The sequence below is a fragment of the Rathayibacter tanaceti genome (assembly GCF_009834165.1).
GTDB lineage: Bacteria > Actinomycetota > Actinomycetes > Actinomycetales > Microbacteriaceae > Rathayibacter > Rathayibacter tanaceti.
This window is the reverse complement of sequence record NZ_CP047186.1, coordinates 1518845-1532777: the sequence shown is the minus strand read 5'-3', so window position 1 is coordinate 1532777 and position 13933 is coordinate 1518845. Positions and strand designations below refer to the sequence as shown.

The window sequence follows — 13933 nt, the reverse complement described above, 5'->3', positions numbered from 1 at the left end:
GGACCAGAACCAACTCCTTATCGTACGGGCGTCACGCGGTGAGCGGAACCTCCGCACCTGGGTGTCGGCCGGGTGCGGTCGGATTGCTCATCAGACAAGCGTGACCATACGAGTGTCGGTGGTCCGTGATGGAGTCAGCAGATGATGAACGACTCTCCACTCCCCCTCTCCGCCCGTCTCCTGATCATCCTGCTCGCCCATGGGCTGAGCGGCGACTCCGACCGCTCTTTCCGCGAACTCGCCGAAGCTCTCGGAAGAGAACTCGCACCGCGGGCGCTCCCCCGCCTGCTGCTCGGGCTCCGGCGCCACCTGCTCGCGACGGAGCGCAGAGCGGGCCGGGCGGTCACGCCGCCGGCTGCAGCTCCGGCGCCGCCTCGCGACGCTGCGCTCGGACGGTGAAGAGCCTCGGATTCACATCGAGGAGCACCCGGATCGCACCGACCCACACGAGCGCCGAGCCCAGCAGGTGGACGGCCACCAGCGTTTCCGGGAGCGCCGTGACCGACTGGACGACACCCACCAGGGCCTGGACGACGACGACGACGAGGAAGGTCACGATCCGTCGTCTCGCGAGCTCGGAGTGCGCGATCGTCGAGAGTCGGACGAGCAGCGCGCCACCGAGGACCAGCACCGCTGTTCCGAGCACGCCGTGCACGACGGCCACACTCTCCCAGTGGAACCTCATCCGTGGCACCTCGGCGGAGTCGCCCGCATGCGGACCCGTCCCCGTCACGAGGGTCCCCACAAGGATCACCAGCAGGGTGAGAGCGACCAGGGCGATGCTCACCGTCCGCGTCACGCGGTCCGGCTCGAACACCACGGACTGCGAGTGGTGCGCCCGGTGCCAGGTGAGCGACGTCGTGGTGAGCAGCGCGATGGCGAGGACGAAGTGACCCGCGACAATGTACGGATTGAGCCCGGAGTGCACGGTCGCCCCTCCGGCGAGGGCGTTCGCGACAACGAGCCAGAACTGCGACCACGCGAGCCGCGTCATCGTCCGGTCACGCGGCTTCTGCAGGCGGGCCGCCGTGATCGCCCACCCCACCGCCACGATCAGGACGCCGGTGAAGGCCCTATTGGTGAACTCGATGAAACCGTGGATCCCGAGCTCGGGCGTCGAGGTGAGCGAGCCGGCATCGCAGGCCGGCCACGTCGGACAGCCGAGCCCGGAGCCGGTGAGGCGCACGACTCCGCCGAAGAAGATGATCAGGATGCTCGCCACCAGCGCCGCAGTGGTACCCCAGCGGAGAGCGCGCGGACTCAGGCTGACCCGCTCGGCCAGGAACGAGAAAGGAGTGACCATCAGAAGGGCAGCAGCGGGTCGATCCCGACCGCGAGGAAGAGGAGGGTGAGGTACCCGACGGACCCGTGGAACACCCGCATGGGCGAGACGTGCTCGTGACGGATCGCCAAGCTGTAGAGGCGGTGCGTCTCGGCGATGAACCAGACACCGCTGCCGAGCGCTACGACCGTGTAGACGACACCCATCCCTGCGACGGGGATGAGCAGCAACGAGCACGCGACGGTCGCCCACGCGTACAGGATCACCTGGAGCCCCACGATCGTGCGTCCGCGCACGACGGAGAGCATCGGTACACCGGCCGCCTGATAGTCGTCGCGGTACTTCATCGAGAGCGGCCAGTAGTGCGGCGGGGTCCACAGGAAGATCACCGAGAACAGGATCACAGGGGCCCAGTCGAGCGAGCCGGTGACCGCCGCCCAGCCGATCAGCACCGGCATGCAGCCCGCGATGCCCCCCCAGACGATGTTCTGGGGCGTGCGGCGCTTGAGGAACAGCGTGTAGAAGACGACGTAGATGAGGATCGCGAGGAGCGAGAGTCCGGCGGCGAGCCAGTTCGCGGTCAACCCGAGCCAGACGATGGAGAGCACGCCGATCGTGGTCGCGAAGACGAGAGCGGAGCGGTCAGAGATTTCGCCGGTCACCAGCGGCCGGTTCTTCGTCCGGTTCATGATCCGGTCGATGTCCCGATCGAAGTAGCAGTTGAAGGCTCCGGCCGACCCGGCGCTCAGCGCGCCTCCAATGAGGACGTTGAGCACGAGGAGCAGATCGGGGATCCCCCCCTGAGCCAGGATCATCGTGGGAGCCGTCACGACCAGGAGGAGCTCGATGACGCGGGGCTTCGTCAGGGCTATGAACGCCTTCACCGTGCCCGAGAGCGTCGTCCGCGACGGCCCGCTCCGCTCGACAGCGGTGGTCTCTACGACTACGTCCATTGCTCCTCTAACGTTCGACGATCCCGAACGAGTGTAATGCGCGCGTCAGGGAGCCGGGCCCGGTGTGCACGCTTGCCCAAACGAACGCAGACATATGCGACCGCGCAACCCCAGGTGAGCGGCAGGGGCCCCTCCGTATACTCGACACTGCTCGCAAGAGCACCCGGCACGCATCCCGAGCCCGCCCGACGATCGTCGGCACGAGGCCGAGAGGATCGTCGCCGGAGCATCGTGCCGAAGTCGTCATGCGGTGTGCTCCACCATGCGAGAGGACGGACGGTCTGCGTCTGCCCCACGTCTCGAGAAGGGTCAGTACCAAGTGACAGAACTGCAATGGGAATCCATTGACGAGAAGGCAGTCGACACGGCGAGGGTTCTCGCCGCGGACGCCGTGGAGAAGGTCGGCAACGGCCACCCCGGAACCGCCATGAGCCTCGCTCCTGCCGCCTACCTCCTGTTCCAGAAGGTCATGCGCCGCGACCCGTCCGACGCGACCTGGATCGGCCGCGACCGCTTCATCCTGTCGGTCGGCCACTCCTCGCTGACCCAGTACGTCCAGTTCTACCTGGGCGGGTACGGCCTCGAGCTCGACGATCTGAAGGCGCTGCGCACCTGGGGATCGAAGACGCCGGGCCACCCGGAGTACGGCCACACCGACGGCGTCGAGATCACGACCGGGCCGCTCGGTCAGGGGCTCGCCTCCGCCGTCGGCTTCGCCTACGCCTCGCGCTTCGAGCGCGACCTGTTCGACCCGGAGGCGGCCGCGGGCAGCTCCCCGTTCGACCACTTCGTGTACGTGATCGCCGGCGACGGCGACCTGCAGGAGGGCATCACCAGCGAGGCGTCCTCGCTGGCCGGCCACCAGAAGCTGGGCAACCTGGTCGTCATCTACGACTCCAACCAGATCTCGATCGAGGACGACACCAACATCGCCTTCACCGAGGACGTCAAGGCCCGCTACGAGGCCTATGACTGGCAGGTGCAGGTCGTCGACTGGAAGAAGACCGGCGAGTACCACGAGGACGTCGCCGAGCTCCACGCCGCCATCGAGGCCGCCCAGGGCGAGACCGACAAGCCGTCGCTCATCATCCTGCGCACGATCATCGGCTGGCCCTCGCCGAAGAAGCAGAACACCGGCAAGATCCACGGCTCGGCCCTGGGCGCCGACGAGCTCCGAGGCCTCAAGGAGGTGCTCGGCTTCGACCCCGAGAAGACCTTCGACGTCGCCGACGAGGTCATCGAGCACACCCGCGGGGCCGTCGAGCGCGGCCAGGCACAGCACGCCGAGTGGGACGAGCAGTTCGCCGCCTGGGCGTCGGCCAACCCGGAGAAGAAGGAACTGCTCGACCGGGTGCTGAGCGGCGAGCTCCCCGAGGGTGTGCAGGAGGCGCTCCCCGTCTTCGAGTCGGGTAAGGAGGTGTCGACCCGCGCCGCCTCCGGCAAGGTCATCAACGCTCTCGCCGGCATCGTCCCCGAGCTCTGGGGCGGATCGGCCGACCTGGCCGAGTCGAACAACACGACGATCGAGGGAGCCGGCTCCTTCGTCCCGCCGGAGTTCTCGACCCACGAGTGGACCGGCACGAAGGGCGGCCGCGTGCTGCACTTCGGCATCCGCGAGCACGCCATGGGCGCGATTCTGAACGGCATCGTCCTGCACGGAAACACCCGCCCCTTCGGCGGCACCTTCCTGATCTTCTCCGACTACATGCGCCCCGCCGTCCGTCTCGCGGCGCTCATGAAGGCGCCCGCCATCTACGTCTGGACCCACGACTCCGTGGCCCTCGGCGAGGACGGCCCGACGCACCAGCCGATCGAGCAGCTGGCCGCCCTCCGCGCGATCCCGGGTCTAGACATCGTCCGCCCCGGCGACGCGAACGAGGTCGCCTACGCCTGGAAGACGATCCTCGAACGCCGCGAGGGACCCGCGGGCCTGGCTCTCACACGTCAGAACATCCCCGTGTTCGAGCGCGGCGACGGCGAAGCGGAGGGCGAAACCTTCGCCTCGGCCGCGAACGTCGCCCGCGGCGCTTACGTCCTGGCCGAGGCGCCGAACGGCACCCCCGACGTGATCCTCATCGCGACCGGCTCCGAGGTCCAGATCGCCGTCGAGGCGCGCGAGGCCCTGAGGGCAGAGGGCATCAACGCCCGCGTCGTGTCAGCTCCGTCGCTCGAATGGTTCGAGGAGCAGGACGCCGAGTACCGCGAGAAGGTGCTGCCCTCCGCAGTGAAGGCCCGCGTGTCGATCGAGGCAGGCCTGAGCCTCGGCTGGCAGAAGTACGTCGGTGACGCCGGCCGCTCGGTCTCGATCGAGCACTTCGGAGCGTCCGCCGACTACAAGACCCTGTTCCGTGAGTTCGGGATCACCACCGAGGCGGCCCTGGCCGCCGCCAAGGAGTCGCTCGCAGCCTCCTGACCCGAAGGCCGCGTCCAGCACGGACGCGGCCTTCGCCGTCGGAGCCCGGCTCCCCCACGCCACGCACCACCTACGCAGAAGAAGAAGAGACATGACCGAGAACACCCCTACCGCAGAGCTCTCCGCCGCCGGCGTCAGCATCTGGCTCGACGACCTCTCCCGCTCCCGCATCTCCTCCGGGGGACTGCAGACGCTCATCGAGGAGAAGAACGTCGTCGGAGTCACCACCAACCCCACGATCTTCGCCGCGGCGCTGACCAACGGCGAGTCCTACGACGCCCAGGTCCGCGACCTCGCCGCGGCCGGCACGTCGGTGACCGACGCCGTCTTCGAGATCACGACCGACGACGTCGCCGCCGCGTCCGACATCTTCCGCCCGATCTACGACGCCACCCACGGCTACGACGGACGCGTCTCGATCGAGGTCGAGCCCGGCCTCGCTCACGATGCGCAGGGCACGATCGCGCAGGCGAAGGCACTCTGGGCCAAGGTCGACCGCCCCAACGCGATGATCAAGATCCCCGCGACCGTCGAGGGCCTCGAGGCCATCACCGAGGTCATCGGCTCCGGCATCTCGGTGAACGTCACCCTGATCTTCTCTCTCGCCCGCTACCGCGCCGTCATCAACGCGTATCTGGCGGGCCTCGAGAAGGCGAAGGAGGCCGGCATCGACCTGTCGACCATCCACTCCGTCGCCTCGTTCTTCGTCTCGCGCGTCGACACCGAGATCGACAAGCGACTCGAGGCCGTCGGCACCGACGAGGCCCGCGCCCTCACGAGCAAGGCGGGCGTCGCGAACGCGCAGCTCGCCTACGAGGTGTTCGTGGAGGCGTTCGCGACCGAGCGCGCGCTCCTGCTCCAGGAGTCCGGCGCCAACCGTCAGCGTCCCCTCTGGGCCTCGACCGGCGTCAAGTCGACCGACCTCCCCGACACCCTCTACGTAACCGAGCTCGTCGCAGCCGGCGTCGTGAACACCATGCCCGAGAAGACCCTCGAGGCGACCTTCGACCACGGCGAGATCACCGGCGACACCGTCACCGGCTCCTACGCCGACGCGAACGCCGTCCTCGACGCCGTCGCGGCGCAGGGCGTGTCCTACGCCGACGTCACCGAACTGCTCGAGAAGGAAGGCGTCGAGAAGTTCGTCGTCTCGTGGAACGAGCTGCTCGACACCGTCACCGCGGCGCTCGAGGGCGCGAAGGCGCAGGCCTGATCATGGCGATCCAGATCCACGTCAGCGGAGACGCCGAGAAGGCGGTCGACCGCATCGTCCCCGAGCTGGTCGCCGACGAGGTCGCGTCCGGCATCACCGCCCAGGTCCCCACCCTGTGGGGCGCGACGGCGGAGGAGGAGGCGGCCAAGCGGCTCGGCTGGACCGAGTCGACCACGGTCTCCCGCCCCCTGATCGCCGAGATCCTCGCCCTGCGTGAGGAGTTCCAGACCAAGGGCATCGACCACATCGTGCTGGGCGGCATGGGCGGCTCGTCGCTCGCGCCGGAGGTCATCACGCGCACCGCCGGAGTCGCGCTGACCGTGCTCGATTCCACGGCCCCCGGGCAGGTGATCGCGGCCCTGAACGACCGCCTCGCCTCGACCGCGGTCGTCATCTCCTCCAAGTCGGGATCGACCGTCGAGACCGCGAGCCAGAAGAAGGCCTACGAGAAGGCGTTTACCGAGGCGGGCATCGACCCGCTGGAACGCATCGTCATCGTGACCGACCCCGGCTCGCCGCTCGACTCGTCCTCCCGCCAGGCGGGCTACCGGGTGTTCAACGCCGACCCGAACATCGGCGGGCGCTTCTCGGCGCTGTCCGCGTTCGGCCTCGTCCCCTCCGGCCTGGCCGGCGCCGACATCGAGGCGCTGCTCGACGAGGCTGCCGAAGCCTCGCTCGGACTCGCCGTCGACTCCCCCGAGAACCCGGGCCTGATCCTGGGCGCGGCGATCGCCGCGACGAGCCCGCGGCGCGACAAGCTCGCGATCGTGGCCGACGGCACAGAGATCGTCGGCTTCGCGGACTGGGCCGAGCAGCTCATCGCGGAATCCACCGGAAAGGACGGCGCGGGCATCCTTCCCGTCGTGCTAGGCACGCTCGCCCCCGAGCTCTCGGAGGACCTACCCGATGTGCAGGTCGTCCGCCTCGTCGAGGACGCCAGCGCCCTGCACCTGTTCCCGCGCGACCGCCATGAGGGCGAGATCCTCCTCTCGGGCTCGCTCGGTGCGCAGATGTTGACCTGGGAGTACGCGGTCGCCGTCGCCGGCCGCCTCCTGGGCATCAACCCGTTCGACCAGCCCGACGTCGAGTCGGCGAAGATCGCCACCCGGGCCCTGCTTGAGAAGCGCCCCGAGCCGGAGGCGCCCGCGTTCAGCGACGCGGGCATCGAGGTCACCGGCAGCAGCAGCGTCACCGAAGGCGTCTCGACCGTCGCCGCGGCCGTCGACCGCCTCCTCGCCCAGGTGGGCGACGGCGGCTACGTCTCGATCCAGGCCTATGTCGACCGCCTCGCGCTTCCGCAGCTCGAGGGCGTGCGCGACCTGCTCGCGGCGCAGGCGCAGCGCCCCGTCACCTTCGGCTGGGGACCCCGCTTCCTGCACTCGACCGGGCAGTACCACAAGGGTGGCGCGCCGACCGGTGTCTTCCTCCAGATCACCGAACGCTCCACCGTGGACCTCGAAATCCCGGACAGCCCGTTCACCTTCGGTCAGCTGATCCTCGCGCAGGCAGCGGGCGACGCGAGCGTGCTCGCCGAACACGGCCGACCGGTGCTGACCCTCAGGCTGACCGATCCCGAGGCCGATCTCGAAGCGCTCTTCGAGGCGCTCAACACCTGATCCGACGGGCACGCTGCTCCCGCCTCCACGCCGGCGAGCAGCGTGCCCGCGGCAGTCCTCTCGGACGTCCTCCACGTCGGAGCGCGCCGCCCCGCGACTCCGCCGCCCTCCCCCCCTCCTCACCGATAGCAGTGCGCCGGACCCACCGGCACACAGAAGGACACTGCACATGTCTGTGGACATCACCCCCGAGTTCAACCCCCTGCGGTTGAGCTTCGACCGCCGGTTGAACCGGATCGCCGGCCCCAGCGGTCTCGTCATCTTCGGCGTGACCGGAGACCTCTCGCGCAAGAAGCTCATGCCCGCGGTCTACGACCTCGCCAACCGCGGCCTGCTGCCCCCCGGATTCGCGCTCGTTGGCTTCGCCCGGCGCGACTGGGACGACCAAGACTTCGAGAAGGTCGTCCACGACTCCGTCAAGAAGTACGCGCGCACCGAGTTCCACGAGGAGGTCTGGACTCAGCTCGCGCAGGGCATCCGCTTCGTCCAGGGCGAGTTCGACGATCCCGAGGCCTTCACCCGTCTGAAGACGACCGTCGATGAGCTCGATCGCGAGCGGGGGACGAACGGCAACTTCGCCTTCTACCTGTCCATCCCGCCGAAGTCTTTCCCTCAGGTCACCGAGCAGCTCCGCAACTCCGGCCTGGCCGAGCAGAAGGAGGGCCAGTGGCGCCGCGTCGTCATCGAGAAGCCCTTCGGCAGCGACCTCACGACCGCGCGCGAACTCAACGACGTCGTCGAGTCGGTCTTCCCGCCCGACTCCGTCTTCCGGATCGACCACTACCTGGGCAAGGAGACGGTCCAGAACATCCTGGCGCTGCGCTTCGCGAACATGATGTATGAGCCGCTGTGGAACTCGAACTACGTCGACCACGTGCAGATCACGATGGCCGAGGACATCGGTGTGGGCGGTCGTGCGGGCTACTACGACGGCATCGGAGCGGCGCGCGACGTCATCCAGAACCACCTGCTGCAGCTTCTCGCGCTGACCGCGATGGAGGAGCCGATCTCGTTCGACGCCGCCGACCTGCGCGCCGAGAAGGAGAAGGTGCTCGCCGCGGTCCGCCTCCCCGCCGATCTGTCGACCGCGACCGCTCGCGGTCAGTACTCGGGAGGCTGGCAGGGCGGCGAGAAGGTCCTCGGCTTCCTCGAGGAGGACGGCATGAGCCCCACCTCGACGACCGAGACGTACGCCGCCATGCGACTCGACATCGGCACGCGCCGCTGGGCCGGGGTCCCGTTCTACCTGCGAGCCGGCAAGCGCCTCGGCCGCCGCGTCACCGAGATCGCGGTCGTGTTCAAGCGCGCTCCGCAGCAGCTTTTCGCCGAGAGCCAGACCACCTCGCTGGGGCAGAACGCGCTCGTGATCCGAGTGCAGCCCGACGAGGGCGTCACCATCCGATTCGGCTCGAAGGTGCCCGGCGCCGGCATGCAGGTGCGCGACGTGACCATGGACTTCGGCTACGGGCACGCGTTCACCGAGGCGAGTCCCGAGGCCTACGAGCGCCTGATCCTCGATGTCCTCCTGGGTGAGCCGCCGCTGTTCCCGCGGCACGAGGAGGTCGAGCTCTCGTGGAAGATCCTCGACCCGATCGAGGAGTTCTGGACCACACAGGGCCAGCCCGAGCAATACCGCCCCGGAACCTGGGGCCCCGAATCCGCCGACGAGCTCCTCGCCCGTGACGGCCGTACCTGGAGGCGTCCATGATCGTCGATCTGCCCGACACCACGACGAGCGAGGTCTCGAAGACCCTCGTGAAGATCCGTGAGGAGGGTGGCGCCGTCGCCCTCGGCCGCGTGCTCACCCTCATCATCGCGACCTCGCGGGGTCACGAAGAGGAGGCGATCGAGGCCGCCAACGACGCCTCCCGCGAGCACCCGATGCGCGTCATCGTGGTCTCGAAGGACGACGGGACGACGACCGTGCCCGTCGACGCGTCCGCCCGGGTCGACGCCCAGATCCGCGTCGGAGGCGATGCCGGCGCGAGCGAGGTCGTCGTGCTCCGCCCCTATGGTGACGCCGCCGAGGACGAGGAGAGCCTGGTCACCGGACTGCTGCTCCCCGATGCGCCCGTGGTGGCCTGGTGGCCGAACAGCGCGCCGGAGGACGCCTCGGCGTCGCCCATCGGCCGCATCGCCACTCGGCGCATCACCGACGCTTCCGCTCAGTCGAACCCGGCGGAGGCGCTGCATCACCTCGCCTCCACTTACGCCCCCGGCGACACCGACTTCGCCTGGACCCGACTGACCCTCTGGCGCGCACAGCTCGCCGCGGTACTCGACCAGCCGCCCTACGAGGCGATCACCGCCGTCGAGGTGTCGGGGGCTCCCGATTCGCCCTCGACGATCCTGCTCGCCGCGTGGCTGCAGCTCGAGCTCGACATCCCCGTCGACCACGAGCTGACCATCAGCGCGACGGGCTCGAGCGGGATCCACGGAGTGCGGCTGATCCGCGAGTCAGGTGTCATCGAGCTGGAGCGGTCAGTACCCAACGTGGCGACGCTCACCCAGCCCGACCAGCCGGTGCACGACATCTCCCTCCCCCGCCGCAACCTCCGGGACTGCCTGGCGGAGGAGCTGCGTCGCCTGGACCCGGATGACCTGTACGGTGAAGTGATCTCGCGTGGTGTCGACATGCTCGCCGAGAAGGCCGACGCCCCCAGCGCCTCCTGAGGCGGGGCGCCCGGAAACGGGCGCCCCGCCCCCTGCTCCCCCGACACGGAGCCGAACCGCCGCCGATCGGCAGCCGAACCCGAAGGAGACCCCCAGATGACCACAGAACGCCGCGTTCTGGTCCATCGCGACAAGCAGACACTCGCCGGCTCGGTGGCCGCCAGGTTCTTGACCAAGACGATCGACGTCCTGGACGACCTGGGGTCGGCCAACGTGGTGCTCACCGGCGGGACGATGGGAGCAGCGACCCTCAGGGAGATCGCGGGCTCCTCGGCCGCGGGGAACGTCGACTGGACCAGGGTGCACTTCTGGTGGGGGGACGAGCGCTGGGTACCGAGCGGTCACGAGGACCGCAACGACGTCCAGGCCGGCGACCTGTTCGAGGTCCTCGAGGTGCCGTCCGGGAACGTGCACGCCTATCCCGCCTCCGACCAGGGTCTCGACCTCGATGCAGCGGCCGCCGCCTACGACGCGGAGCTGCGCGCGCATGCGACCGAGGGCTGCGACTACCCGCGCTTCGATATCACCTTCCTGGGGGTGGGCCCCGACGGCCACATCGCCTCGCTCTTCCCCGAGCGCTCGGCGATCCGCTCGACGCAGCCCGGCGTGCTCGCCGTCCGCAACTCCCCCAAGCCGCCTCCCGAGCGTCTCACGCTCACGCTGCCGCTCATCAACCAGTCCGACCGGATCTGGATGGTGCTCGCAGGGGCCGATAAGGCGTCGGCCCTCGGGCTGGCCCTCGCCGGTGCCAGCACGAACGAGGTTCCCGCCTCGGGCGCCTTCGGGCGCAAGCGCACGGTCTTCTTCGTCGACCAGGAGGCGGCCGCAGAGGTCCCCGAATCGCTTATCGCACCGAGCTACTGAGCTCGGAACGCCGCAAGGCCCGTCCTCTCTCGGGGGCGGGCCTTGCGGCGTTGCGATGCTTTCTGCCTGTCAGGAGCGGCGCGGTTCAGGAGGGAGTCGCGGTGCCGCGACGGGCACGCAACTGCTGGAGCGCCTCCTCGAGGAGCTGCGCAGCCTCGGCCTCGGTACGACGCTCCTTCACGTACGCGAGGTGCGTCTTGTAGGGTTCGGCCTTCGCGACCTGGGGCGGATTGGCCCGGTCACGGCCCGCGGGGAGACCGGACTGCGGCGAGTCGATCACCTCGGGGATCTCGTCCTCCGGGAGGGCCGCCGAGAAGTGGCGCACGGTCTCATTGCCGAGAGCGTCCCAGTACGAGATCGCGATCCGCTCCGCGTGGAAGCCCCGGTCCTGTTCGCCCATCGGTCCTGCGCCGACGCGCGAACCGCGGATTGCACTGCCGCCTGATGCCATTGCGTGTACCCCTATGCTCCGGTAGTGAACTTGGTGATGAGGCCCAGAACCACGATGCAGGCGAGCCAGACGAGGCCGAGGATCACCGTGATGCGGTTCAGGTTGCGCTCCGCGACGCCCGAGGCTCCGAGGTTGGAGGTGACTCCGCCCCCGAACATGTCGGAGAGACCGCCGCCACGCCCCTTGTGGAGCAGGATCAGCATGGTGAGCAGGAGGCTCGTGATGCCCAGGATGACCTGGAGCACGACCTGGAGGATGTCCACGCGGTACCTTTCGAAGTTCCGGCGCGTTGCGCGCCCCGACGAGTATAACGGCGCCTGCGAATCCCCGAGGAATCCGTCCGCCCGTGTCCATGCCGCTGTATATAGCCGAGCCGGCGACCGTGACCTACTTGGTCCGCCGCTGCCGGCGGCTGAACGCTGAAGGGGTGAGCCCTTCCGGGCCCACCCCTTCAGCGGCGAGGATCAGACGCCGATGTGGTTGCGGTAGCGCGCAATCGCCGCGAACTCGTCGACTTGGAGGCTCGCACCTCCGACGAGGGCACCGTCGACGTCGGGCTCGCGCATGAAGCCGGCGATGTTGCCGGACTTCACGGAACCGCCGTAGAGGATCCGGGTCGCCGCAGCAGTGTCGGCGCCGAGGACTTCGGTCACCACTGCGCGCAGCGCCTTGCAGACCTGCTGAGCCTGCTCGGGCGTCGCCGCCTGACCGGAGCCGATGGCCCAGACCGGCTCGTACGCCACGACCAGGTCGGCGTCGGTCGGGAGACCTGTGAGAGCTTCCTTCAGCTGCGCGACCGGGACGGCCGAGGGACCGTGCTTCTCGAGGTCCTCCGCCGTCTCGCCGACGCAGATGATCGGAGCGACGCCGTGCTTCAGCGCCGCCGCCGACTTGGCCGCGATGTCCGCGTCCGTCTCGCCGTGCAGCGTCCGACGCTCCGAGTGACCCACGATCACGTAGTCGCAATCGAGCTGCTTCAGGAACTGCCCCGAGATCTCGCCGGTGTAGGCACCGCTGTCGAACTTCGAAAGGTCCTGCGCTCCGTACTTCAGCGGCAGCCTGTCCGAATCGACGAGGATCTGCACCGGCCGGAGGTCGGTGAAGGGAGGGAACACAGCGACCTCGACGGAGTCGAAGTCGTGGTCGGCGTCCTTCAGGCTCCACGCGAGCTTCTGCACGAAGGCGATGGCCTGGAGGTGGTCCAGGTTCATCTTCCAGTTGCCGGCGATGAGCGGGGTGCGGGCCGATGCGGTGTCTACCATCCGAGGACCTCCAGTCCGGGGAGGCGCTTACCCTCGAGGAATTCGAGGCTCGCTCCGCCTCCCGTCGAGATGTGGCCGAACTGGTCGTCCTCGAAGCCGAGGGCGCGAACGGCGGCGGCGGAGTCGCCTCCGCCGACGACGCTGAGCCCGTCGACCTCGGTGAGGGCCTGCGCGACGGTCTTCGTTCCGGACGCGAACGGCTCGAACTCGAAAACGCCCATGGGGCCGTTCCAGAACACCGTCTTCGACGCCGAGATGATCTCGGCGAAGCGCTTCGCGGTGTCCGGTCCGATGTCGAGGCCGAGGCCCTTCTCGCCGAAGGGCGTGCCCTCGATCGCGTCCGCCGCGGCGACCTCGTGCTCGGCGTCGGCGCCGAACGTCGAGGCCACGACCACATCGGTCGGCAGCACGATCTCGACCCCGAGCTCCTTCGCCTTCGCCAGGTAACCCAGCACCGTGCCGACCTGGTCGGCCTCGAGGAGGCTGGCGCCGACCTCGTGCCCCTGAGCCTTGAGGAAGGTGAAGAGCATCCCGCCACCGATGAGGATCGAGTCGACCTTCGGCAGTAGGTGCTCGATCACGCCGAGCTTGTCCGAGACCTTGGAGCCGCCGAGCACGACCGTGTATGGGCGCTCGGGCTTCTCCGTGAGACGCTCCAGCACCTCGAGCTCGGCCGCGATCAGCGTGCCGGCAGCGCTGGGAAGCAGCTGCGCGAGCTCGTAGACGCTGGCCTGCTTGCGATGCACGACACCGAAGCCGTCCGAGACGAACGCGTCGCCATGGGCGGCGAGCTTCTCCGCGAAGCCGCGGCGCTCGGCCTCGTCCTTGCTCGTCTCGCCGGCGTTGAAGCGCAGGTTCTCGAGCACGACGACCTGTCCGTCCTCGAGCGCGTCGACAGCGGCCGAGGCGGAGTCGCCGACGGTGTCCTCGGCGAAGGACACCGGAGAGTCGAGCAGCTCGCCGAGGCGAGTGGCGACGGGAGCGAGGCTGTACTTCGCGTCGGGCGTCCCATCGGGGCGACCGAGGTGGCTCACGACCACGACGCGCGCGCCCTCGGAAACGAGACGCTGGAGCGTGGGCACCGACGCACGCACGCGGCCGTCGTCCGTGATCGTTCCGTCCTTCAGCGGGACGTTCAGATCACAGCGGACGACGACCCGCTTGCCTGCGAGGGAGCCCAGCGAGTCCAGAGTGCGGAACGTCACT

At 69.0% G+C, this 13933-nt stretch carries 12 protein-coding genes; 6 read left to right on the top strand and 6 right to left on the bottom strand.

From position 1 onward, the window contains the following. Positions 1 to 343: 343 nt before the first annotated feature. Both GSU10_RS07205 and GSU10_RS07200 read right to left on the bottom strand, forming a co-directional pair. A complete protein-coding gene (locus GSU10_RS07205; protein ID WP_068207976.1) occupies positions 344 to 1303 on the bottom strand; it encodes a COX15/CtaA family protein in 960 nt (319 codons plus the stop codon). Next, positions 1303 to 2235 carry a heme o synthase gene (locus GSU10_RS07200; RefSeq protein ID WP_132504333.1) on the bottom strand — a complete coding sequence of 311 codons (933 nt, stop codon included), beginning with the start codon at positions 2233 to 2235 and terminating at the stop codon, positions 1303 to 1305. Before GSU10_RS07200 ends, GSU10_RS07205 begins: the two co-directional genes overlap by 1 nt. A 319-nt stretch (positions 2236 to 2554) precedes the next feature. Here GSU10_RS07200 and tkt point away from each other — a divergent pair, with 319 nt between their 5' ends. The 6 genes from tkt (at position 2555) to pgl (ending at position 11014) form a co-directional block, all read left to right on the top strand. Next, positions 2555 to 4648 (top strand): transketolase, encoded by a 2094-nt coding sequence (gene tkt / locus GSU10_RS07195; RefSeq protein ID WP_132504335.1) that lies wholly within the window; start codon positions 2555 to 2557, stop codon positions 4646 to 4648. Between the two features lie 91 nt (positions 4649 to 4739). Further along, positions 4740 to 5861: a transaldolase gene (gene tal, locus GSU10_RS07190; protein ID WP_068207975.1), complete on the top strand. Its 1122-nt coding sequence runs from the start codon at positions 4740 to 4742 to the stop codon at positions 5859 to 5861. Positions 5862 to 5863: 2 nt separating this feature from the next. Continuing rightward, positions 5864 to 7477, top strand: a complete 1614-nt coding sequence (locus tag GSU10_RS07185; protein ID WP_132504337.1) for a glucose-6-phosphate isomerase — start codon at positions 5864 to 5866, stop codon at positions 7475 to 7477. Positions 7478 to 7646: 169 nt separating this feature from the next. Then, complete coding sequence (gene zwf / locus GSU10_RS07180) at positions 7647 to 9185, top strand: glucose-6-phosphate dehydrogenase (protein ID WP_068207973.1); 1539 nt, start codon at positions 7647 to 7649, stop codon at positions 9183 to 9185. Next, the gene (locus GSU10_RS07175; protein WP_132504339.1) at positions 9182 to 10150 is read left to right on the top strand and encodes a glucose-6-phosphate dehydrogenase assembly protein OpcA; all 969 of its coding nucleotides are present in this window, start codon (positions 9182 to 9184) and stop codon (positions 10148 to 10150) included. The genes zwf and GSU10_RS07175 overlap by 4 nt, the downstream gene beginning before the upstream one ends. 96 nt (positions 10151 to 10246) lie before the next feature. Further along, positions 10247 to 11014, top strand: coding sequence for a 6-phosphogluconolactonase (gene pgl, locus GSU10_RS07170; protein WP_068207970.1), 768 nt, complete (start codon positions 10247 to 10249; stop codon positions 11012 to 11014). A gap of 85 nt (positions 11015 to 11099) precedes the next feature. Here pgl and GSU10_RS07165 read toward each other — a convergent pair whose 3' ends face one another. The 4 genes from GSU10_RS07165 to GSU10_RS07150 all read right to left on the bottom strand — a co-directional run bounded on the left by GSU10_RS07165 (position 11100) and on the right by GSU10_RS07150 (position 13932). After that, on the bottom strand, positions 11100 to 11465 hold the full coding sequence (locus GSU10_RS07165; protein WP_068207968.1) for an RNA polymerase-binding protein RbpA: 366 nt from the start codon (positions 11463 to 11465) through the stop codon (positions 11100 to 11102). Between the two features lie 11 nt (positions 11466 to 11476). Further along, complete coding sequence (gene secG, locus GSU10_RS07160) at positions 11477 to 11728, bottom strand: preprotein translocase subunit SecG (protein WP_068207965.1); 252 nt, start codon at positions 11726 to 11728, stop codon at positions 11477 to 11479. Between the two features lie 201 nt (positions 11729 to 11929). Continuing rightward, complete coding sequence (gene tpiA / locus GSU10_RS07155; protein ID WP_068207962.1) at positions 11930 to 12727, bottom strand: triose-phosphate isomerase; 798 nt, start codon at positions 12725 to 12727, stop codon at positions 11930 to 11932. Next, positions 12721 to 13932 carry a phosphoglycerate kinase gene (locus GSU10_RS07150; protein WP_132504341.1) on the bottom strand — a complete coding sequence of 404 codons (1212 nt, stop codon included), beginning with the start codon at positions 13930 to 13932 and terminating at the stop codon, positions 12721 to 12723. The genes tpiA and GSU10_RS07150 overlap by 7 nt, the downstream gene beginning before the upstream one ends. Between the last annotated feature and the right edge of the window lies 1 nt (position 13933).